The 22,368-nt window shown below is 52.2% G+C and carries 14 protein-coding genes, 4 pseudogenes and 1 other annotated feature; of the genes and pseudogenes, 4 read left to right on the plus strand and 14 right to left on the minus strand.

From position 1 onward, the window contains the following. Positions 1-80 precede the first annotated feature (80 nt). Positions 81-2,453: a calcium-binding protein gene (locus tag OAN307_RS06725; protein WP_015499048.1), complete on the minus strand. Its 2,373-nt coding sequence runs from the start codon at positions 2,451-2,453 to the stop codon at positions 81-83. A gap of 285 nt (positions 2,454-2,738) precedes the next feature. On the opposite strand from OAN307_RS06725, the pseudogene OAN307_RS25970 reads away from it, so the two are divergent. After that, a pseudogene (locus OAN307_RS25970) lies at positions 2,739-3,785 on the plus strand (IS5 family transposase). Between the two features lie 726 nt (positions 3,786-4,511). Here the strand turns inward: OAN307_RS25970 and OAN307_RS06740 are convergent. Next, positions 4,512-5,702, minus strand: a pseudogene (locus OAN307_RS06740) (IS256 family transposase); the annotation flags it as partial. 112 nt (positions 5,703-5,814) lie between these two features. On the opposite strand from OAN307_RS06740, the gene OAN307_RS06745 reads away from it, so the two are divergent. After that, the gene (locus tag OAN307_RS06745; RefSeq protein ID WP_015499050.1) at positions 5,815-6,864 is read left to right on the plus strand and encodes an IS5 family transposase; all 1,050 of its coding nucleotides are present in this window, start codon (positions 5,815-5,817) and stop codon (positions 6,862-6,864) included. A 138-nt stretch (positions 6,865-7,002) separates the two neighbouring features. On the opposite strand, the pseudogene OAN307_RS25975 reads toward OAN307_RS06745, so the two are convergent. The 12 genes and pseudogenes from OAN307_RS25975 to OAN307_RS06815 all read right to left on the minus strand — a co-directional run. After that, positions 7,003-8,251: pseudogene (locus OAN307_RS25975) on the minus strand (IS3 family transposase); the annotation flags it as partial. Then, positions 7,848-7,964 (minus strand) — a sequence feature (AL1L pseudoknot). Its footprint overlaps the pseudogene before it by 117 nt. A 225-nt stretch (positions 8,252-8,476) precedes the next feature. Next, positions 8,477-9,175 (minus strand): peptidoglycan-binding domain-containing protein, encoded by a 699-nt coding sequence (locus OAN307_RS06765; protein WP_144055525.1) that lies wholly within the window; start codon positions 9,173-9,175, stop codon positions 8,477-8,479. Continuing rightward, positions 9,172-10,497 (minus strand): DUF3131 domain-containing protein, encoded by a 1,326-nt coding sequence (locus tag OAN307_RS06770; protein WP_015499054.1) that lies wholly within the window; start codon positions 10,495-10,497, stop codon positions 9,172-9,174. The genes OAN307_RS06765 and OAN307_RS06770 overlap by 4 nt, the downstream gene beginning before the upstream one ends. Beyond that, positions 10,487-12,319 (minus strand): glycosyltransferase, encoded by a 1,833-nt coding sequence (locus tag OAN307_RS06775; RefSeq protein ID WP_015499055.1) that lies wholly within the window; start codon positions 12,317-12,319, stop codon positions 10,487-10,489. The genes OAN307_RS06770 and OAN307_RS06775 overlap by 11 nt, the downstream gene beginning before the upstream one ends. Positions 12,320-12,330: 11 nt before the next feature. Next, a complete protein-coding gene (locus OAN307_RS06780; RefSeq protein WP_044043332.1) occupies positions 12,331-13,473 on the minus strand; it encodes an acyltransferase in 1,143 nt (380 codons plus the stop codon). Continuing rightward, entirely contained in the window at positions 13,470-15,197 is a 1,728-nt protein-coding gene (locus OAN307_RS06785) for a DUF3131 domain-containing protein (RefSeq protein WP_015499057.1), read from the minus strand. Before OAN307_RS06785 ends, OAN307_RS06780 begins: the two co-directional genes overlap by 4 nt. 46 nt (positions 15,198-15,243) lie before the next feature. Next, the gene (locus OAN307_RS06790; protein ID WP_015499058.1) at positions 15,244-15,660 is read right to left on the minus strand and encodes an ATP-binding protein; all 417 of its coding nucleotides are present in this window, start codon (positions 15,658-15,660) and stop codon (positions 15,244-15,246) included. Then, entirely contained in the window at positions 15,657-16,001 is a 345-nt protein-coding gene (locus tag OAN307_RS06795; RefSeq protein WP_015499059.1) for an STAS domain-containing protein, read from the minus strand. Before OAN307_RS06795 ends, OAN307_RS06790 begins: the two co-directional genes overlap by 4 nt. Beyond that, a complete protein-coding gene (locus OAN307_RS06800; RefSeq protein ID WP_015499060.1) occupies positions 15,979-17,184 on the minus strand; it encodes a PP2C family protein-serine/threonine phosphatase in 1,206 nt (401 codons plus the stop codon). Before OAN307_RS06800 ends, OAN307_RS06795 begins: the two co-directional genes overlap by 23 nt. 360 nt (positions 17,185-17,544) lie before the next feature. Beyond that, positions 17,545-18,159, minus strand: coding sequence for a response regulator (locus OAN307_RS06805; RefSeq protein ID WP_015499061.1), 615 nt, complete (start codon positions 18,157-18,159; stop codon positions 17,545-17,547). Between the two features lie 131 nt (positions 18,160-18,290). Next, positions 18,291-19,340 (minus strand): IS5 family transposase, encoded by a 1,050-nt coding sequence (locus OAN307_RS06810; RefSeq protein WP_015499050.1) that lies wholly within the window; start codon positions 19,338-19,340, stop codon positions 18,291-18,293. Positions 19,341-19,610: 270 nt separating this feature from the next. Then, positions 19,611-20,552: pseudogene (locus tag OAN307_RS06815) on the minus strand (IS1595 family transposase). Between the two features lie 270 nt (positions 20,553-20,822). On the opposite strand from OAN307_RS06815, the gene OAN307_RS06820 reads away from it, so the two are divergent. Both OAN307_RS06820 and OAN307_RS06825 read left to right on the plus strand, forming a co-directional pair. Next, positions 20,823-21,710 (plus strand): UTP--glucose-1-phosphate uridylyltransferase, encoded by an 888-nt coding sequence (locus tag OAN307_RS06820; protein WP_015499062.1) that lies wholly within the window; start codon positions 20,823-20,825, stop codon positions 21,708-21,710. A gap of 124 nt (positions 21,711-21,834) precedes the next feature. Next, positions 21,835-22,350: a molybdopterin-dependent oxidoreductase gene (locus OAN307_RS06825; RefSeq protein WP_015499063.1), complete on the plus strand. Its 516-nt coding sequence runs from the start codon at positions 21,835-21,837 to the stop codon at positions 22,348-22,350. The last annotated feature ends 18 nt before the right edge of the window (positions 22,351-22,368 follow it).

Raw genomic sequence — 22,368 nt, forward strand, 5'->3', positions numbered from 1 at the left:
TTTGTTGTTTCAGGCTGACTGGCCCGCATTGATCGCGAACATCCCAGACAGCACGGTATATCAATGATCAGTTGTTGGATTTAGAAAATAAAACTGTCGAAGGCCAAATCATCTGCACTAACTGATTTTATGATTACCTTGTCGCCAACCAGACCGCCATTCAAGTGTTGCAGGTCAATGATCGTGGCCCAGCCGAGGTCCGTAACTGCGTACTTTACTGAATCGAAGGTTGTTACAAAAAAGGACAAGTCAATAACGTCGAGTCCAGCTTCGAAATCGTGGACGTAGTCTCTGCCTGTGCCGCCCTCGAAAATGAACGTGTCAGACGCCCCGTCAGCAGCCCAGTCACCGCCCCATAGGTTGTCGTTGCCAGCGCCACCTTCGATCTCGTCTGATCCATTACCACCGACAATTTTGTCGACACCGTTGCCGCCCGCGAGCGTATCGTTACCAGAGCCACCGCTGAGGTAGTCCTCGCCGTCGTTCCCGTGGAGCTCATCGTTGCCAGCACCGCCACGCAATTTGTCTTCGCCGACTCCGCCAGCTGCCCAATCATCGCCTTCACCGCCAGAGATATTGTCGTTCCCTTGATCGCCGAACAGGACGTCATCACCGGAACCACCATTCAGCTCGTCGTTTCCGTCGTTCCCGTGGAGCTCATCGTTGCCGGCACCGCCACGCAATTTGTCATCGCCACCAAGCGAGTTGTTGACATTGGTGTCACCGTAAATCACATCGTCGCCTTCGCCGCCGTTTACGACATCATCGCCCAACCCAGCTTCCGCAAAATCGTTGCCCTTCTCAAGGTTGATCACATCATTCCCATCCCCGCCAAAGGCTTTGTCATCACCCCAGCCCGCGTTCAATGTGTCATCTCCACAGCATGCAATCAAAGTGTCATTTCCACGGCTACCAAGAAGAACATCGTCACCACTTCCAGTTTCAATCGTGTTGTCGTTGGTATCAAGTTCTCTGCCATTTTGAACGATCTTGGTTGCGTCGTAGACCCAGAGATCGCCTAGGTATGACCACTCTTGGCCGACCAAATCAACAGCAACAAGGAAGCTATCGACATCATCAAGACAAACAGGCTCAGGGTCAATTGCGTCCACTTCGGTTGACAAAACCTCAGGCGTTGCGAAAACTAAGTTATCTCCTACAATGCTCTCGATATTCGTGAAGCTGAACGAACCAATCCGGCTTCCACTTGCGTCCAACGCGTAAACAGTACCGTTTTCATGATCGTCTAAAACGATCTCGTGCAGGCCAATATAGTTAAGGTTTAAGACGTCGACGTCACTATTATCGGCATCTTCACCACCGTCAATTGAATCTCCAATGCGGCCATAAATCAAGTCAGACCCAAACCCAGCAAGAATTGTGTCGATACCAGCGCCACCGTCGAGAGTGTCGGAACCCGCTCCACTGTCCAAAATGTCAGCACCAGCCCCCGTGATAATGGTATCGTTGCCGCCACCAGTTGTGATGTGAAATTCTTCTACAGCAGTAAAGCTTACGATATTTGCGGCCCCATCACCAAAATTACCAATATAGCTTACAGCGCCGGTAACGGGGCTGCTTACCATGTTTGTTGAAAAATCCGAATAATCAATGACAAGCCGATCATAGCCTGCACCGGTGGTCACAGTGTCGGCACCACCGACGACTGAAGCAATATCGTCGCCCGCACCCGAGGTAACGGTATCCGCGCCGACACCTACTGCGATAACGTCGTTGCCAACGCCGGTCGTGACGGTGTTGACCCCATCACCTGCGTTGATGATATTATCGCCACCCATCGCTGTAATTGTGTCGACAGCGTTACCCGTAATTATGAAATTGTTGCCAAACCCGGCAGTAATCGTATTGGCACCAAAAGTGCCACTATCGATGTAGTTGTTCCCGTTTCCAACTGTGATCGTATCAGCGCCAATGCCGCCAATAATGAAATTATTACCAGCTCCAGTAGCAATTGTGTTGGCCCCGTCACCTGCATTGATGCGATTATTACCGTTTCCAACAGTGATAGTGTCAGCAGCCATGCCAGCGATGATGACATTGTCGCCAGTTCCAGCGGGGCCAACACGGATCGTGTTGGCCCCGCCGCCTGCAATGATATGGTTATTACCGTTTCCAACAGTGATGGTATCAGCCGCGTCGCCTGCAATGATCACATTGTCGCTGGCGATAGTTGGCCCAATACTAATCGTGTTGGCCCCGTCACCTGCATCGATAAAATTATTGCCACTTCCAATAGTGATGGTATCAGCACCAGCACCAAAAACAGTAAAGTTCTCGTCTATGATGGTTGCAGCTTCATCCCAGGAACCTGGCGCCAGACTGATTGTGTCGCCCAATTGCGCCACTGCCATGGCTGCAGTAATGGTTGGGTAGGTAAGTGGTACCGCTGACGCATTGGTCTCGTCTTCATTCATAACTGTCAAAATGGTCATTGTTGCTCTCCTCAACTAGATACTGAGGCGTGATGTAAACGCCACTATTCCTCCAATATAATATTTTGAAACACTCAAAAAACAAACGTGGCAAGTGAGTAAATCACATACCCGTCCGGATAGATCGCGGTAAGCGTTGCGCCACCTCCACATACCTTTGAGTTTTCAAACGTGTAATTCAGTTCATTCAAAATTTTTGGGGGAGTTAATACTTTGGAGCGGCTTTGTTTCACAAATAGCGCTCCGAGGATTCACCACATGAATCCAGCGTGATAGCTGGCGGTTATGAGCAGTTGGACCCCTACGAAATACAAGACCCGGAATTGGGCAGAGTATAACCTTTCGCTGAAGAATAGGGGATCACTTTTGATCTGGTTTGACGCGGAGATGACGTGGGAGGCTGTGCCTTCAGGGCGACGGGGACGTCAACAAGCCTACAGCGATGCGGCAATACAAGCCTGCCGACCCTCAAGGTGCTGTTCGGTCTGCCTTTACGACAGACGACTGGATTTGTGGCAAGCCTTCTCAAGCTTGTCGGGCTGGACTGGACAGCACCTGATTTTAGCACCCTTTGCCGCCGTCAGAAAACGTTGTCCGTCGCTATCCCGTACAAAGGTTCGACAGGACCTCTGCACCTGCTGGTCCCCTCTCATGGTTTGCAAGCAAACCACTGCCGGGCAGCGGACAGCACTGGGATCAAAGCTGAGGGTGAAGGCGAGTGGTATGCCCGCAAGCCCCCTCTCAGGTATTGCTGTGCAATACCCTGCCGGGCAACGGGTGGGCCTAAACGGCGGCTGTGGCGCAAGATACATATTGGGATTGATGAGAACACGCTGGAGATACGAGCAATCGAGGTCACGAGCAGCAGCATCGGGGACGCTCCCATGCTGCCTGACCTGCTGAACCAAATCCCACCAGACCAGGAGCTCGGCAGCGTCACGGACCCCTCTCATGCATGTAAACATGCACTGCCGGGCAGTGGACGGAGCATACGACACACGCAAATGCCACGATGCGATTGCGGCCCGGAATGCCCATGCCGTCATCCCACCCCGAAAGAATGCCAAGCTATGGAAACCCGATACACTTGGAGCCAAAGCGCGAAACGACGCAGTTCGATCCTCGAAATATCTGGGCCGCGCATTGTGGCGACAGGTGACCGGGTATCACCGCAGAAGCCGCGTTGAAACGAAGATGCATTGTGTGAAATTACTCGGTCAGCGTCTCTCGGCGCGCGACTTCGACCGCCAAGTTGCGGAGATCCAAATCCGTGCCGCGATCCTCAACGGCTTCACAGCTCTTGGTATACCGCGTACCGTGACCCTAGGCTAAATCCGTCTGGGGTAAAGGAGAGCTCGGCTTCAAGCCTATTTGTGCAACAAAGCCGGTTGGATACACCTTAGCACGCTGTCCGAATTTGCCGGACCACTTCAGTTTTTATCTTAAATAAACCCAACAATAGTATGGTAAGTTTTCCAAAGTATCGCTTAAGCCAGTGTCGCTGGTAAAATCGGTACAACCCACCAGACATTGCTTCGACTCGCGCTCTGACAAAGCTTTAGAGCTTTCTTGGGCAACAATTTTTGCTGTGGTGTGTAAGTATTGGTCTATAATAAAGGTCAATTTTTTCACCTCCTGTCCCAGCTTTGGCGAAACTTAAGATGCCAACACGGGAGCTATGGTCTGGGCGTTTTGTTCATGACTCCGAGTCTAGAGACGTGCAGCTCAAAATACAGTGAAGCAAAAGTACTGCTTTCTGGACATCAGCATTTCAGTCTACCCATCCGGATAGTTTCGCACGAGGATTCGGAAGAACGTCTATACCGAGCGATACGATCGAACTGTTCGCGGCGAATGGTTGGCCTCGGATAACCTCCTCTGCAAATCTACAAAGCCAAGGGACTCACAGAAATGTGCGGACCGCAAAAGGTGGGGTTTAAGCCCCGCCTACAGATCGCTTTGTAGGCTTTGAGGTATATTTTGAGGTAATCGGGCACCTGGAACGGTTGACCACCCGTGAAGGAGTTATTGTCAAATCTGGTGTTTGAGGTTTGTCGGTTATGCGGCGATCTGGTCTGGGTCTGTGGCTTCAATTCCGTCTTTGAACGTGACGCCTGTGATTACTTTGGCGAGGTAATCAAAGCCGCGTAATTATCTCCAGTTTTGTTCGGCGCATTGCCCCAGTTTGAACATCATGTGCAACATGCCGTCGCGGGTGAGGCAGCCCTTTGAACGCTTGGTACGATGCCTGATTGTGGCGAACGCGGACTCAATCGGATTGCTGGTGCGTATGCTTTGCCAACGCTGGGCTGGAAAGTCGAAGAATGCTATGAGCTCCTCATGGTCCTTTTGTAGGCACAGGGTGGCCTTGGGATACTTTGCCTCATAGGTTTTGACGAACAAATCAAAGGCCTTGATCGCATCATCTTTGGTTTCAGCCTGCCAGATATCGTGTATCGCGACTTTTGCCTTTGGTTGAGACAGCTTTGGCAGACAATTGAGCACGTTCATCGTTTGGTGCTGCCAGCAGCGTTGTTGACGCGCTGCGGGATATACTTCATCCATTGCAGCCCAGAACCCCATAGCACCATTCCCGATGGCCAGCTTTGGCGCGTTCATGCCTCGCTCTTTGAGGTTGAGAAGAACCTCACGCCAGCTTTGAGTGGACTCGCGCACCCCGTCCTCAATGGCCAAGAACCGCTTCTTGCCACGGGCTGTCACGCCAACAATCACAAGGGCGCAGAGCTTGTCGTCGGTTCCGCGCAAGCCGCTGTGGACGCCGTCAGCCCAGATATAGACGATTGGCTCGTCGTCCAATGCAGTCTTTCGCCAGCCATCATACTCGGCAGCCCAACCCCGCTTGAGGCGTGACACCGTGTTAGCGTATAATCCCGCCGCATCAGGGCCGAGCAGGACCTTGAGGGCCGCGCCCATCTCACCGCTGGAAACACCTTTGAGGTAAAGCCAGGGCAAGGCTGCTTCCAACGACTTGATTCTACGCACATAGGGCGGCACCAAGGCGGAGCGAAAGGTCACGGGTGTGCCGTCTTTTGAGCGGACCTTGGGTATCCGCACGCTCACAGGCCCGATACCTGTTTGAAAAGGGCGGGCTGGATGATGCCCGTTGCGCACGACAGCCGCGTGGCCCGACTGGGTCCGCACTTCGGAGAACTGCGCCATGTAGCATGCCAGTTCGGCCTCGACGGCTGATGCGATCAATTCCTGCGCTCCATACTTCAGCAATTCTGAATCAGACCGTGTTTATCGGAGACGATTTAGTCCTTATTCTGCGGCGACATTAACGAGACCTCTGCATAAGTCTGGGATTCCCCTGAAGGTTTAATTTTGCTATTTTGAAGCCATGCAGAAGCCATTTTCCACACAACCCGAACTCTTCATTACCAGCGCTGATCTGGAGCATGCGAGCCTGCAAGGGTTGGACGGTGCCGAGGCGATTTTGGACTGGGTAAAGCTCGAACAAATCATGGCCAAAATCTATGCCAGCAAGACTGGCCGCCCGAGCTATCCATTGCTGACTTTACTCCGCGCGTCATTGCTGGGCATCTGGTATCGCTTGAGCGATGCTGAGCTGGTTCAGTCCCTGTTTCGCGATCTGTTGTTCAGAAAATTCTGTCACCTCGAATTGGGTGGGGATGTCCCTGACGCCACTACCATCGGGCGCTTTCGGGCGAGGTTGATGGAACTGGGCCTGTGGGAGGTTTTACTGGGCGAAGTGAACCGCCAACTTGAAGCAAAACATATCATCATGACTGAAGGTCGCATCAATATCATCGATGCCACTCCGGTTGAAGCGGCGCAGTCGGGGTACGGCAAAGACGCCAATGATGAACCCACGCGCGACAAGGATGCGGGCTGGCACGTAAAGGCCGACAGTCGCGGTAATATAAAGTCCACCTACGGCTACTCGGTCCACACTGGCGTCGACGAACCCTCTCATGGTTTGCAAAAGACAAACCACTGCCGGGCAGTGGATGGCTTCATCCACCGCCAAACGGTCACACCAGGAAATGCCCATGACAGTACCGAACGGGACACGCTATTGCTGGGCGACGAGGAAGCGCTTTACGCGGATGCCGCCTATTCTTCGCAAGCCACACGCGAAAAATTGGAGCAGTTTGGTATTGATGATCAAGTGCAGCGCAAGGGCTATCGGGGCCACCCTTTGTCCAAAGCGGATTTGGTCCGTAACAAAGAGATTGCCGTGATCCGCTCCGGCGGCGAGCGCCCATTTGCTACCTATAAATCCCGCTATGGATTGGCTCGAACGCGGCTGATGGGGTTGGCTAAAAACCTAACCCTGTTCGGCCTGGCAGCCATCGCCCATAATATCGCGAAGGGGGCAAAGTTCTTGGCGCTCTACGGCCTGCCAAACCCGGAACCCACTGGATAAGTGCGACCAAAATCAAAAAGTAACGCCTGAAACCCAACACTACACTCGCCTAAGAGCGTAAACACAGGCCGCTTTTTTGGAAAAATATGACCAACGGGAACCCAAACAACAGGCTATGCTGAGGTCTCTAACAGGTATTATTCTGTCATAGTAGTTCCTTTCGGCTTGTGCTGGAGCGATGTATCCGATGGGCCCTAAACGACGTTCGTGATTGAACCAATATACCCACTTGAGCGTGGCAAATTCGGCGTCTTTTTTTCCTTGCCACGGACCCTCGTGTTTGATGACCTCCGCCTTGTAGAGACCATTGATTGTCTCTGCCATTGCGTTGTCGTAGCTGTCACCAACGCTGCTGACCGACGGATCGATTTCCGCTTCCTCAAGACGCTCGGTGTACTTGATAGACAAGTATTGAACGCCTCTGTCGCTATGATGAATAAGGGTCTTGGGATCTGGTTGACGCGCAGCCAATGCCTGATTGAGAGCATCCAATACCATCTGGGCATTAGGAGACGATGAGACTTTCCAGCCCACGATGTAACGCGCTAAGACATCAATGATGAAGGCCACATAAATGAAGCCTAATGCCGTTCTGACATAGGTAAAGTCTGCAACCCCAAAGATGTTTGGAGCCGGCGCCTTGAACTCTCGGTTCACTTTATCCTGTGGGCACGGCAAAGCGGTGTTGCTCTTTGTTGTTGTGACGTTCCCACGCGTAATCCCCTGAAACCCCAGGCTTTTCATAAGGCGAACGACCGTGCAGCGGGCGGCTACAGTCCTTTCTTCGAGCAAGTCATGCCAAATCTTTACCGCGCCATATCGCTTCCCACTCTTCTCCCAATAATACTCAATCCTGGCCATTATGATGACGTCATGCTTTGCACGATCCGAGGCCTTGCTGGGATCCAGCTCAATCGATTTATGATGGTAATAAGTGCCCTCTCGGCAGCAGGGCTGCGCCCCTGCGCCTGCCAGGTAACAGATTGCGCGATCGGCAAAACTTTGCAAATCGCCTCGACACCAAGATGCTCACGGTGGTTGTCTATGAACATCATCATCTCTTGAGTAGGCGGTCGAAGTCCGCCGCCGCGAAAAAAGCCGACGCCTTGCGAAGAATGTCGTTGGCTTGTTTGACTTCACGGTTCTCTCGTTGAAGTTCCTTCATCTGCGCCTGTTCTGACAGGGTCAAACCTTCTCTATCTCCAGTCTCAGCCCCTTGTTTGTTGACCCAGTCCCGAAGCGTTTCCGGACTGCACCCGATCTTTTGCGAAATCGATCTGAAACACTCAGATCGCGTCCGATAATCCGCTTCGTTCTCGAGCACCAAACGCACTGCGCGCGCCCGCACTTCTGTCGAAAAACGGTTCCCTGAATTTCCTTTTGTCATGACTTACCTTCCAAGCTTTACGCTCTCCGGTAAACTCGGTCTGGTTCAAACCTTCAAACCACCCAAACACCAGATTCAGTCATAACTCCCCGTGAAGTGGTTGAAGTTTAAACTTCAAATATCAATAAGATGGATTATGTCCCGAAACGTAGGGTGCGCGGACACGTGCAGCTGTGGGTCTGGTTTGGACACATCCAAAACACGTCAAGCGCCAGTATCATGATGTTACTCAGCGTGCTCGCAAAGCAGCTTGTCTAACAATATGATAACTTCATCGACTGACGTTGCCCAACCAGAATCCACAACGAAGTTATCCATCGCTCTGAATGTTCGTGGCCCCAAAAAGCCATCAACTGGACCTGGGTCTGATCCAGCCATCACCAATAGCCTTTGCATCACCGCCTCGTCCGTGGCCTCGTTTATAATAAAAAGTCCGCACGATAATTTGGGCGCAGGATTTGGGGTGGCTTGTACGTCGATGACATCTGCCACATCTTCAGGCGTCGATACTGGCGCCGGTTCCGCTGGAGGCATGAAGTCTGTTTTATCAATATCTGCGTGGATCAGGCATTGGCCAAGGATACTGGCGATCCTGAGTGCGTCTTCAGTTGGCGCGCCTTCCGGGCCGAGATCGCAAGCTTGCGTCGGCCCATCACACGAAATCTCAATGCTCCAGTCTTGAGCAGGTCCTGTGGGGCGCAAAACACCCTCAGCGTTTGAGAAAATCTTGTAGGAAAATTCTCCAATGTGGCCCTGTTGCCAGAAAGCAGGGAATTGAACGGACGGCACATCGGTCACGAAAGAAACGACATCGGTCGCACCCGGTAACGGGCGATCAAAGGTAGCAGACACACAAGGGGCCGCCATCACCGCAGTCGCCAGATAAAACTGGGACATCAGACATAAGGTGATCAGCCATTTCACGGGGCGACCCGGATAAGGGGGCCATGGGCGCGAAATGCCAATGACGCCAAGACAACAGCGTTGGTGTTTACAGTGACGGACGTGTTTGTCGTCCCGTCGATCTCGTAAATTCCTTCGGGCCAGCCGCGTTCCGGATCACCCAGCGGTGCAATCGCATCCATCAATTCACCCGAGTAATCCGTACCGAACAGGGCGTCCCAGGCAAACGAAGCTTTTGTTGTAACCGTGCGGCGGCTGTCCAAGCGGTCCCCTTGAAATGTTATAACGGCCCAAGGTGCCCCACCGCCCCAAACGGACGAATAAATGAAGTAAGGGGCGACATCGATATGGGACTCGCTGACGGCCGTCAGGATACCAGTTTCGCGGTACCGTGCCTCTTGTGCATTATAAATGGCGGTCGCAAAGCGTATGGATCGCGCGTCAAAACCAAACTCTAGGCCGTCAAACAGATAGGGTTCGCTGACTGTAAAAGCTGGCGTCACGTTGCGGTGTAGCCGAGAGTCGACAGGGATTGGTTGGCCTTCAACGTCCCTGACCATCAAATTGGTTTCAGCGTTGTATGCACGGTACATATCAAACCCGAATAACATCATCGCCTTGGCAGCATATTGTTCATAGCCGACGCGGCCTTCTTGGTCACGACGCAGGTTGTCATTGACGATATTTCCGCCAATCAACTGCCCGTCTTGCACCATGGCCGACAGGTCCCAACGTTCAATTAAACGCGAGGTTTTGGTCGCAAGGTCAGGGTAGTTCGCCTCAACATGACCCAAGGCGGCTATCATGCGCGCGATGTCGAGAGCCGACCAACCAAGCCCGCGTTCAATCGGTTGGTTTGCGTAATTGACCAATTCGCCAGTGCGCACGTTATACGCCTTGTTAGGCAACCTATCGTCGAACAAGCGCAGAGTATTTAAGGTGTCCAACGCCAAACCGATACGTGCTACGGCTTCGTCTCGTTCAATCACACCAAGGCGGTTGGCCGAGATGACGGCAACAAAATAGGATCCCGTTTCCCACATGGTCGTGGATGGGTAATTGTCTGTAGAATTCACAAGGCCCGTGTTGGCATCGGTATTGTTTTGGAAGTAGCGCCACGCGATGCGCGCGTAGTCTAGATCCTGCGGTGTTGATGTTCCCAAAATGGCGACTGGCAGCGGTGTGACGTCCTCAAACAATGCCATCTGCGACCCAGTTCCGTGTGATTGCACTGTCGTTTTAGTCCTGCCGTCGATCGCAGTCACCAATGCAAGCCCGCATCCAAGTGCGGCCAGAAAGATGATGTGGCTTCGCGCTTTGATAAGGTTCTCTTTAAAGCGCATTTTCGTCGCATCCTTCGTTCGTGTCGGGCAGCCAAAGTGCCGCGCTAATGATGCCCGCCATCGCGAGACAGTTGTTAAACCCCCAAAGAACGTTTGAGACGACACCCGTTGTGGAATGTGAAGTTGTGCCCAATGTCAGTGCGCCAAGTGACCAAATCGCAGCTATCCCAGTGAGCAAAACAATCGCGATCTGCGGTTGGACGAGGGTCAAAAAATTGCCTGATTGGCGTACCTTTGGGGTGACTTTGAATGAAATCTCTTGGCCGCGCAGGACGCACATGATTGCGCGCATCCCAAGCGGGAAGAACGACAAATAACTGGCCTTGGCTGCATAGCCAGATACGCCCCACGTGCCCACCATCATTGCCAATTCTAGGGTCACTAAGAACGGTATAAGGTGCCAAAATAAGTCAGCCGAATATGCCGAAACAGGTGATATACCTGTAAACAAATAGACAATGGGTGCGATAAGAAAGATCATATTCCAGATTGGTGCGAGGTACGAATAAAACGTTGTCGCGTACATGACCCGCTGTGGAAACGTCAAACCGCGCCGAAATAGCGGGTTGTCGTTGATCAAGATATCAATACTCCCACCAGCATATCTGTAGCGTTGCACCGTCCATGTCAAAAGATCCTGTGGGGACAGCATCTTGCTTTCGACGATGGGGTGCATCTTCGATTTCCAGCCGCGTTCGCGATCTGAATGCATAACGATAGATGTGTAGATGTCCTCAGAAACGTGGAAGCGGTAAGGTGTTAAAACCTCGGTCGTGGCGGCTTCGGTGCGGATTGCGTCCATCAGTTCGGACGCAATCTGGTTTTCTTTGCTGGTAACCGTAATGATTTCTTCGGTGGCGTGGGTGCGGGTTTCGACCTTGGTGCCAAAGCTGCGAAGCGCAGCTTCCATCACGGCTTCGCGGCGATGGATTGATCCAGCACCACAACAAAACGAGCCATTGGCCCAGTTCCTTCGGCGCTGAATAATATCATAGAACATTTTTGGGTCGCTTACGAAAGGATCGGTACCAGTTTGGACGGGTCCAATCACTTTTTCTACAGTTTGTCCAAATTTGCCTGCAAACCGACCAAATCGGTGCCTGAGGGCGGCTTGCAGGCTTTTGCCAATGGGGAGGTCGTAAAACCATTGCGGCGTTTGGACCCAAGCTATTTTTGGGTCTCTAAAGTAGCCCAACGTATTTTCTAATATACTCGGGAAGGGCCGCGTGTCTGCGTCACAAATAACTAGAAAATCACCAGAGGTTTGCTCCATTGCATGGCGCAAATTTCCTGCCTTAAATCCTTCGTTCGTCTTGCGGGAGATATAATTTGCGCCTTCCGCGTCTGTGACTGCCCGCATTCCATCGCGTTGGCCGTCATCAAGAACGTGAATGTGGATATCGATTGGGTGGGGGTAGGTAATTTTTTGGGCATCAAGAATACCCAATCTGACCAACTCCGGGTCTTCATTGTAAGTGGTGAACATCACATCTACAGACAGTTTACGCATACCGTTGGGGTGATCTGGAGCAATATCTGACAGGGCCGTGGGCGCTTCCAAAATCTCGATTGGTTCGTCTTTCCACAGGTTAAATACAAACAGCAGAACCCCGAAATATGCAAAACTCTCAGCGGAGGCCAGTGGAACGGCGAACCACAGTGCATTTGAGTTCAGTGACGCCGTCCAACGCCACCAGATGTACCAAGCCCCAACGACCAGCGCGACCACGGCCAAAAACTGCCACAACAGTTCGCGTGCAGCGGAATAGGGTAAGGGTGGCGGCGGAACACGGTCTTCATACTTGAGAAAGTAATCGTTCATATTTTATCTCTTCAAGGGCGTGGTGGCTTTGCGCATTGCCAAGGATTCGGACCAAGCCCGATCGTCCACGCCAAGGGCGTCAGCCGTGACAGACCAATTGCGACAGCGAATGACATTGGCAATGCGAAGGCAAATCTGCCAACAACGATCATCCAAGGCTCCATGACTTGGTACAGCCCCGTCTTGAACACAGCAACGTCAAACAGGTCGATCACCAACGGATGCACGAGGTAGATGCCGAAGGTGTACCGGGCCAGTTTCGTCCAGCGATCCGACCATTGCAGGTATTGACTGCCTATGAAGATAATGAAGACAAAAATTGGTATCAAGAAATGACCATAAAAGTCCCAGCCAGCCCGAATGCCCCAAGAACCTGTTTCAAAGGCCACGTTGTAGAAGGGCAATGTTGCGACGTAGGCAAGGGCGGCAAAATAGAAACCGCAACGCCGGATTAGGCGGGATTCTCCGCGCGGAATCCCATCGTTCCACAATCCGTAGATTGCAAATGCCGCCATGCCATAGCCGACATAACCAAAAATCTTGAGTGCGCGGATCAGGTAGTTGCGCAGCTCAGGGTCGATGTCCAGTCCCCACAAGAATCCCTGTGCGTTGTTCATCACACCGATGGTGATAACGACCGTGAGCCCCAAAATCGGATAGCGCGTCGCCGTGCGCATCACCGGATAGAATAAGAGCAAGGCGAACAGCGTTGGCAAGAAATGCATGTGATACTGGGACTTACCCAAGATCAGATATCCTACCCAGCTTTGAACCTGCCCAAGTTGGTCCCAGATATAGGGCGCATAGTTAAACGCGTCCGCCTTTAACAGTCGGAAGAACGCATAGAAGATTGTCCAAAAGATGAATGGTACCAACAGACGCTGGGCCTGAATTGCAATCGCACTGCCATAGGCCAGCATCTTTTTATCAACGCGCATCGCCATCAGGAACAGTGAAAACATGAAGAACATCTCGGAGCCGGAGAACTCCCCGATGGATCGCAAAAATACGGGGATCAGGCGTTCGCCTTGCGTGGCGTCAGGGAAGGCTTTGCCCCCAAAATCTGTCGACGAGTGGATCAACACCACGCCAAACGCTGCGAACACCCGGTTAGCATCGAACCAGACCAGCCGAGGTTTTGTGCCGCGGTTCATGGGTCTGACGCAGGAACTGGACAACTGGACGGCAGCACTTGGCGCACTTGAGGAAATTTGAGGTTATGTTCCTCAGTGCTGCAATCTGTTGCACTGACCTCAGAGCCACCAACGACCGGACGGCAATAGCGGAATTCCTCGATTGGGATCACCGGAGCGATTTTATTATGAATGGCGCAGGCACAACATGGCACTTCTTCGACCAAGCGATTTGGGTGACATTTGTTGTCGCGGATGTCCGTTCCCATAAATGCAGTGTCCCAAACTTGTGTGTTTTGATTGACGTGTTGCAAGATCGGTCCTTGGACTTTGTAGAGCAACGCGGCAAGTATGATGCCGTTGTTATTGGCGGTCTGCAGGGGAATGAACCCATTCCCATTCTCATAGAGACCCTCGTAGAAGCCACGATCAGGAACTGACAAATCAGCGACAGTTTCAAACAAAAGGTCTGTGTAGGGCGTGTCCCAAAGGGCCCAAAGACCAACGGCTGCTTTGGTGGAAATAGCTGCGCGATCGGGTTGGTATTCCCCAGTAGGATCAAGCGTGTTCCACGGATAGCCGTCCGCAAAAATGCTGTCGTAGACAAAGTATGGGCGGCCTTCGACTTGATGTTCGGAACGGGCGGTGACGATGCCCGTTTGCTCAAAGCGACGTTGCTGGACGAGGTAGATACGGTTGGCAAACTCTGCGCGCCAGCCGTTGCTAGCAGTCATGCCATCGTTTGTTTGATCTGTCGGCAGATCCCAACCCATTTCCAAACCATCAAGAATATACCCTTCTGTCAAAACGTAGTTTTGGTTTTTAAAGACACGCGGATCGCGCCCGTCAAACGGAACACGAACGCCGAAGATCTCAATGTAATCCAGTGGCTCTGGCGACATTGCACGATTAACCTCAAAACCCCAAAGCGCGAAGCCCTTAGCTGCATATTCTTCATACCCAAGTCGCCCTTCTTGGACATAGCGGATGGAACCATCACTTTGCGTGAATGACCCAAACATGCGACCTTCATCATTGATGAGATTACAAAAATTCCAGCGCATCGGGACGTTATCGACACCATTGGCGAGATGCGGATGGCGTTCTTTCAGGATTTGCAGCCAAACTAGAAGGCGGCCGATGTCATTGGCGGACATCCCTATCTCACCAGGTTGATTTGTGTAATCAACCATCTCGCCAGTAGCAGCATTGTACACTTTATTTGGCGCCTCACCACGATAGAGAGGCAAGTTTCGCAATGTGTTGAGTAAGCGCGTTGCACGGTCATCGAATGCGCGTTTATCAATCACGCACAGCTCGTATGCGGCGACCAAAGCACTGACATAGGATGCAGTGTCCCACAGTGTTGTTGACGGGAACGATCCGACGGAATTTACCAACCCAGTTTCAGGCTGGTAACCGCTCTCAAAGTAGGACCATGCCGTTGTGGCCATCGCAAACTCCCGATCCGTCAACGGACCATTCCGGCCGAAATGAGCGGAAGACTGGTTTTGGGAACCGCGCAAACATTCGCGCGCAACGGGTTCGGAAAACTGGATCGAAAGCGGTGTCTCTGACGTGATTGTCACGCTTCGATACTCTTCGCCATCTATTGCGAGGCCGTCGATCGTCACGGCCAGCGGTGTGACGTCAGTGTCCTGCGCCTGCGCGTCTGTCATTGGCAGCAACACAATGAGCGCAGCTGCGCTAGAAAGTACCCAATTTGTAGATTTGATGTGAATCATTTTTACTCCCCTGATCGCGTCGCGTGGTATGCTGGCCCCACGACGTTCAAATACGTTGCTTTAAAAATTGCAGCTCCAAACAGTGTCGATCACCGGAAAGGCTATAGTTCACAAGATCTGCGCATTGAATTATGAGGCCCAAGCCTCGGCCACTTTCAGCCATAAGATCTACTTTTCCCAACTCACGGGCATGGACGCGCAGATCGAACACGTCGGCGTCAATTGGATCGAAAACCTCGACGACAAGTGTGCTGTTGGTTTCGCTCAGCGTCACTTCAATAGGAGCATCTTTATGGGGCGTGCGCGCATGTTTGACGATGTTTTTTAGGGCTTCAGACATACAGATTTCAAACTTGAATTTGGCCATCTGATCAAGGTTGCCTTCCACAACCGACTTTAATGAAATGACCATGCGATCAACATCATCAAGGTGGTTTCGCATATAGAAGGACTGGCTGATCACAGGCTTTCAGCCATCGTTTGAACGGCCGTTTCTACGTCTCCATACACTGTGAACACACGGTCCATCCGGCAGATCCTGAACATTTGTTCGACATCTGGTTTGAGGCCTGACACCGCCAAATCGCCACGGTTGCCAATTTTTTTCAGAATGCCAACGAGCGCCCCCAAACCGGATGAATCCAAAAATGAGACATCTTTGAAATCGATAACCAATTGGGCCGCACCATCGCTGATAAGCGCGATGACTTCGTCCTTGAATGCTTTGGCGTTCACAGCAGTGAGACGTTCAACGCCTGGCTGGATAACTGTGATGTCTGGATTATGCGAAGTTCTGTGTATCATGGGTATTTTTTCTCTCGAGCGCGAAGACAGTTAGGTCGTCTTCTAGGGGTTCGCCGTCACGCCAAACGTTTAGCGCACAGACTAGATTGGTTGGAAATTTCTCTACGCTAACCTGAGGCAAGGTTTCAGCGATGTTGCGTAAACGATCATTGCCAAATGGTTCGCTTTTTGGATTTTCTGCCTCAGATGCTGCGTCGGAACAAATGATCAAAGCACCACCAATTTCAAACTGATGAACCTTGTTTTCATATGCCACGCCGCTGATCATCCCAACTGGAAAACCACCGTCCCCAATTGCTTCTGCGGTGCCGGATTGGTCCACATATGATGGTGATGGATAGCCTGCTTGGCAGTAGTCCAATCGGCCAGATATTTTATCGACCACGCCACAGAACATTGTGAAATAGTCGTCATTTTCCGATGCACCAAAGCGTGTATTGAGACCTGCTACCATCGCTGCAAGGTCTGGTGTGCCGCTACTATCGAACGCTTTAGTTATAAAATAAGCAGGTGTCACCAAATGCCCGATTGCAACGGACAAAAGCGCAGCATGAACGCCGTGGCCCGACACATCGACGGCATAAAAACCAAGTTTGTCGTCGCAGAGGGCAAAGCAGCCGAACATGTCCCCGGAGACGATAGAAGAGGGGACAAACGCAGACGCGACGCGAAATCCCATAATGTCTTTCTTAAGATCAGGCAAGAGTTGTCGCTGAGCCGTGGCTGCAGCCCGCAGGTCTTCTTGGATTCTTGCGTTGTACACTTCCAAAATGCGGGTCCGTTCCGCCAGCTCTGTTGCGTGATTGATCAACCGTGTAGCGGTCCGGATGCGCGCTTTAAGCATTGCGGGGCCGCTACCCTTCGTTATGAAGTCGTCGACACCCGCAAGAAGCGATGCGGTTCGCACATCATCATCCTCGGCCCCAGTGACCATAATAATGTGAATGTAATGTTCCAGATCCAGTCCGCGAATCTTATGAGTCAATCCGATGCCATCAAGGTTGGGCATTTGCAGGTCGCTAATCACTATTTGCGCGTCAGTTTGCGTAAGCAGTTCGAGCGCGGAAACCCCATCTTGGGCTGGAACAGCTTCATACCCAAGTCCGTTAATTAAACCACACAGATAGAACTGCTGCAGTTCGTCGTCTTCGGCGACAATAATTTTCAGCGGGAGAGTTAACATTAATTGCCCTTTGGTTTGGTCTGCAAAACTGGCGATTCACAAACGGTCTTTTGGTATGATTTTATTTATAAGACCTGTCGCAATAATGGCCTTACAGGCCTATTTTTCAGGGTCGATTGTATTTCGTCCTGTAAAATTGACGGGAAGTCTTTGCGCGAAACGCTAAGCTTTGATGGAAAACGCCTCCGCTGAACGTTGAAACGCGTTGGGCACCTTAGTTGGCACAACGTTGAGCAATTTTTACTGGCCAATAGCTCTCTCCTTTAGTAAGAAGATAGCGAATTGGTGCGGGTGCCGCATTTGGGCGTTTGGCTTAGATGGTGGCGCATTGGGGACGCTAACCTATCCAAATGGATGAATTTAAAAAAGGTTGGCTTCACGCCCGATCAAGGCAGCTTGGGTGCGGTTCGCAACGCCAACTTTGCGGTATAACGTTTTCATATGCAGCTTGACGGTTGGTTCTCGAATTTCCAAATCACGGGCGATTTCTTTGTTCGACTTGCCCTCGGTCAGCCCCTTTAGCATTTGCAACTCACGTTCCGTTAGTTTGTCCGCGAGAGGGTTGGTCGGCGTTTGCTCAACGGCTGTCATGAAATCAATTGGTGCGTATTGTTCGCCCATCGCCATGAATTTGATGGCATTAACCAATGACTTCGCGGGAAGGGATTTTGGAACGAACCCTGCTGCACCAGCCTTTAGCGCGACTTCGGCAATCTGTTTGGTCGCTTCGCCCGAAATCAACGCAACACGTTGCCCGCCCCCGAGTGCAATCGCGGCCTTAAGTCCATCGAGCCCGTTCATGCCAGGCATATTATAGTCGAGCAAAACGAGGTCGTACGGATCATCCTTTTCGATCCGCTCAGCAGCTTCATCGAAGGTGCCAACGGCCACAGTTTGAAAGCTGCCTTCTTTTTCAAGAAACTGAACAAGCATGTCCCTCAACAAGTCGTGGTCGTCAGCGATTAGAATTTTCATTATTTGAGACCTCAGCATAACCTGTTGTTTGGGTTCCCGTTGGTCATGTTTTTCCAAAAGCTGCCTGTGTTTACGCTCTTAGGCGACTGTAGTGTCGGGTTTCAGGCGTTATTCTTTGATTTTGGTCGCACTTATCCAGTGGGTTCCGGGTTTGGCAGGCCGTAGAGCGCCAAGAACTTTGCCCCCTTCGCGATATTATGGGCGATGGCTGCCAGGCCGAACAGGGTTAGGTTTTTAGCCAACCCCATCAGCCGCGTTCGAGCCAATCCATAGCGGGATTTATAGGTGGCAAATGGGCGCTCGCCGCCGGAGCGGATCACGGCAATCTCTTTGTTGCGGACCAAATCCGCTTTGGACAAAGGGTGGCCCCGATAGCCCTTGCGCTGCACTTGATCATCAATACCAAACTGCTCCAATTTTTCGCGTGTGGCTTGCGAAGAATAGGCGGCATCCGCGTAAAGCGCTTCCTCGTCGCCCAGCAATAGCGTGTCCCGTTCGGTACTGTCATGGGCATTTCCTGGTGTGACCGTTTGGCGGTGGATGAAGCCATCCACTGCCCGGCAGTGGTTTGTCTTTTGCAAACCATGAGAGGGTTCGTCGACGCCAGTGTGGACCGAGTAGCCGTAGGTGGACTTTATATTACCGCGACTGTCGGCCTTTACGTGCCAGCCCGCATCCTTGTCGCGCGTGGGTTCATCATTGGCGTCTTTGCCGTACCCCGACTGCGCCGCTTCAACCGGAGTGGCATCGATGATATTGATGCGACCTTCAGTCATGATGATATGTTTTGCTTCAAGTTGGCGGTTCACTTCGCCCAGTAAAACCTCCCACAGGCCCAGTTCCATCAACCTCGCCCGAAAGCGCCCGATGGTAGTGGCGTCAGGGACATCCCCACCCAATTCGAGGTGACAGAATTTTCTGAACAACAGATCGCGAAACAGGGACTGAACCAGCTCAGCATCGCTCAAGCGATACCAGATGCCCAGCAATGACGCGCGGAGTAAAGTCAGCAATGGATAGCTCGGGCGGCCAGTCTTGCTGGCATAGATTTTGGCCATGATTTGTTCGAGCTTTACCCAGTCCAAAATCGCCTCGGCACCGTCCAACCCTTGCAGGCTCGCATGCTCCAGATCAGCGCTGGTAATGAAGAGTTCGGGTTGTGTGGAAAATGGCTTCTGCATGGCTTCAAAATAGCAAAATTAAACCTTCAGGGGAATCCCAGACTTATGCAGAGGTCTCTATTTATCTTCCGTAATTTTGGATCTCTTGGCTTCGGACTATGAGCGCACGATGACACATATAGCAGGAAAAGGCTTATCCCTTTTAGTCCGGTTGCCCCACATGTCGACGCGGCGCAGAACCTCGCCCTTGTGGCTTGAGAGGCGGGTCGGATCAGTTTGTAACGTCTGGTGGGTTTATGGGGCGTGGCTTTTGCCGTGAACAAGGGCCTTTCAGGCGCGCTGTTCAACAAAATCACGATATGTCTCTGGCCCGAGACCAACACCGATCCCCAGCAGCGTGACGAAGGCACTGCGAATGTGTCGCCGTCGGTTCCAGCGGAACACGAATTCGTCGAGATAACGTTGTAGATGGCACTTTCTGAGGCCGTGGAAGACGCCTTTTGCCCACGTTTTTAGGTTGGAGAACACGCGGTGGACCCAGTGGAGTATGTCGTGTGCCTTCTTGCCGCTGACGACCTTCGCCTCATGCGTGTTTGCAGGGGGATTTTCGTAACCGAGTCAACCGTCCGTGATGATGTGAGCGCCAGGCTCTACAGCCTGACCAATGAACCCGTGCAGCGTCTTTGATGCGCCGTCGGGAATGTGTTTCATCCTGATACGGCGCGGATGTCCGTCACTTGATAACTCGACGGCACAGACGACAAACATCTTTCCGACCGGGCTCCGCCCACCCTTTGGCCGGTCCTCGGGATCATGCCGGGACCGGAACGGCATCTCTGTTTCATCGATTTCGACAAGGTCTTTCAGGGGGTTGTGGTCAGGGTTGACCATCGACCGCCGCAGCTTTTGCAAGAGGAGCCACGCCGTCTTGTAGCTGCCAAGGCCAAGTTGCGCCTGAAGTTGCAGCGCTGACATGCCGTTGGAATGGCTGGTGATGATGTGCGCGGCAAGAAACCAAATTCGCAACGGCAAATGGCTGCTGTGCATCACCGTGCCAGCCGTCACGGATGTCTGCCGTGCGCAACCGGCACATTCCCAAGTCGCGCGATTTCGCTTTAACGGCCAGCCTTTGCAGGTGCCACAGGAAGGGCAAACGAAGCCCTCAGGCCAACGATGTTCCGCCAGATAATGCGAACACGCTTCCTCATCAGAAAACCTGGCGTCGAACGCCAGGCGGGACATGGGTTTGTCGTTTTTCCATCTGGCTGGCATGGATAGAACAATACCAGAACATTGTAGATTGGCAAGCCGCTTCACACTACATCAGGTGCCGCCGGAGAAAAGGGGATAAGCCTTTAGCAGGAAATTGGGTAGCGCGTACATCCCTTGGGGTGGGTCTTGGTCCCTTAGGTGCACTGCGGTGTCGCCACAAAGCTGGGTACCGCGCCTTCTGCGCCATTTTCCTGTCCGCTTGTTCAATTGATTGGTCAGGCTGTTTTGACCGATGAAAGATGAATGGAACTTCATTCAAAGGGACACCAAATGACACACATCCGCAAAGCTGTTTTCCCTGTCGCCGGCATGGGCACTCGTTTTCTTCCTGCGACCAAAACGATCCCAAAAGAGATGTTGACGCTCATTGATCGGCCTCTCATTCAATATGCAGTCGATGAGGCTCGCGAAGCTGGAATCGAAGAGTTCATCTTTGTGTCCGCAGCCGGGAAGGGTTCCTTAGAGGATTATTTTGATACGGCTGCTTCGCTGGAACATCGCTTGCTGGCAGCTGGTAAGAAGGACGCCTTTGCTGCACTCGATCGGACACGGATGCCCGAAGGGTCGTTAACTATTTTGCGACAGTCACAACCTTTAGGGTTGGGTCATGCGGTTCGACAGGCGAAGCGCTTGATCGGCAACGAACCCTTTGCCGTCCTGCTGCCCGACGACGTTATAAAGGCACCGCGCGGTGCATTGGCGCAGATGGTCCAAGCCTACCGCGACACTAGTGGCCACATGGTCGCAACCATGGATGTGCCGCGTGTGGATACCAGCAAATACGGCGTTCTGGATATCGACCTTGAAAACGGCCGCATCGCTCATGCGCGCGGATTGGTCGAAAAGCCGCGCGCAGATATTGCGCCTTCAACAATAGCCGTCGTTGGGCGCTACATTCTTGACAGTGCCATTTTTGATCGCCTCGACAATCTTGAGCCCGGTGCTGGTGGTGAATTGCAACTGACAGACGCAATCAACGCGGACGTCGCATCGGTTGGCGTGACCGGATACCGTTTTGAAGGCGAGCGTTTCGATTGCGGTTCTGTGCAGGGATTTGTTGAGGCAACGGTGGCCTTTGCGTTGGATCGGGCCGATCTGCGCGCTGATTTAGCAAAGTTCTTGGATGATCATAGTAAACGAGACCTGCTGATGGCGTAATTTATTGAACCTATCCGAAAGGGTAGGTTACCTATCCGAGAGGGAGGGGGGGGCAACCCGATGCCCGAGGGCATGAACTGGCCTTCGGTGTTATGAAGATTTCGCTATTGCAAAGGATAACACTATGATTACGCCTCTCTCTTGGACTACTCTCGGGATTGTTCTCGCGTTTGGAATTGGTTCAAACGCAATTGCAGAAGAATTTTCGGTGCCTGTGGGGGCCACTGTTCTCACGGTGTCTGGGGATATCGGGATCACGAATGTTGAAGATACCCTCGTGTTTGATCGCGAAACGTTGATGGCCTTTCAGGCGACAACCTTTGAGACGAGCACGATCTGGACCGAGGGCGTTCACAGCTTTACCGGAGTTCCGCTGCATATCTTAACTGACTTATTGGGCGTGCAAGACGGCCAGATCTTGGCAACTGCAATCAACGACTACACCGTGGAAATTCCAGTAAGTGACGCGGTCGAAGGAGGGCCAATTATTGCCTACCTGATGGACGGCGAAGAAATGACGCTACGTGACAAGGGCCCGCTTTGGGTGATTTACCCGTATGATAGAAGTTCCAGCTTTCGTACCGAAGTCGTCTATTCACGCAGTATCTGGCAACTCGACAGACTGGAGATCGTTCAGTAACATTTCCTTTGAAGTCTT

This window comes from Octadecabacter antarcticus 307, from assembly GCF_000155675.2.
Lineage (GTDB): Bacteria > Pseudomonadota > Alphaproteobacteria > Rhodobacterales > Rhodobacteraceae > Octadecabacter > Octadecabacter antarcticus.

Coding starts and splice junctions, on each gene's coding strand:
- OAN307_RS06820 (WP_015499062.1), top strand. CDS start 20,823: ATGACACACATCCGCAAAGCTGTTTTCCCTGTCGCCGGCATGGGCACT.
- OAN307_RS06825 (WP_015499063.1), top strand. CDS start 21,835: ATGATTACGCCTCTCTCTTGGACTACTCTCGGGATTGTTCTCGCGTTT.
- OAN307_RS06805 (WP_015499061.1), bottom strand. CDS start 18,159: ATGAAAATTCTAATCGCTGACGACCACGACTTGTTGAGGGACATGCTT.
- OAN307_RS06780 (WP_044043332.1), bottom strand. CDS start 13,473: ATGAACCGCGGCACAAAACCTCGGCTGGTCTGGTTCGATGCTAACCGG.
- OAN307_RS06770 (WP_015499054.1), bottom strand. CDS start 10,497: ATGCGCTTTAAAGAGAACCTTATCAAAGCGCGAAGCCACATCATCTTT.
- OAN307_RS06775 (WP_015499055.1), bottom strand. CDS start 12,319: ATGAACGATTACTTTCTCAAGTATGAAGACCGTGTTCCGCCGCCACCC.
- OAN307_RS06795 (WP_015499059.1), bottom strand. CDS start 16,001: ATGATACACAGAACTTCGCATAATCCAGACATCACAGTTATCCAGCCA.
- OAN307_RS06800 (WP_015499060.1), bottom strand. CDS start 17,184: ATGTTAACTCTCCCGCTGAAAATTATTGTCGCCGAAGACGACGAACTG.
- OAN307_RS06785 (WP_015499057.1), bottom strand. CDS start 15,197: ATGATTCACATCAAATCTACAAATTGGGTACTTTCTAGCGCAGCTGCG.
- OAN307_RS06725 (WP_015499048.1), bottom strand. CDS start 2,453: ATGACCATTTTGACAGTTATGAATGAAGACGAGACCAATGCGTCAGCG.
- OAN307_RS06810 (WP_015499050.1), bottom strand. CDS start 19,340: ATGCAGAAGCCATTTTCCACACAACCCGAACTCTTCATTACCAGCGCT.
- OAN307_RS06745 (WP_015499050.1), top strand. CDS start 5,815: ATGCAGAAGCCATTTTCCACACAACCCGAACTCTTCATTACCAGCGCT.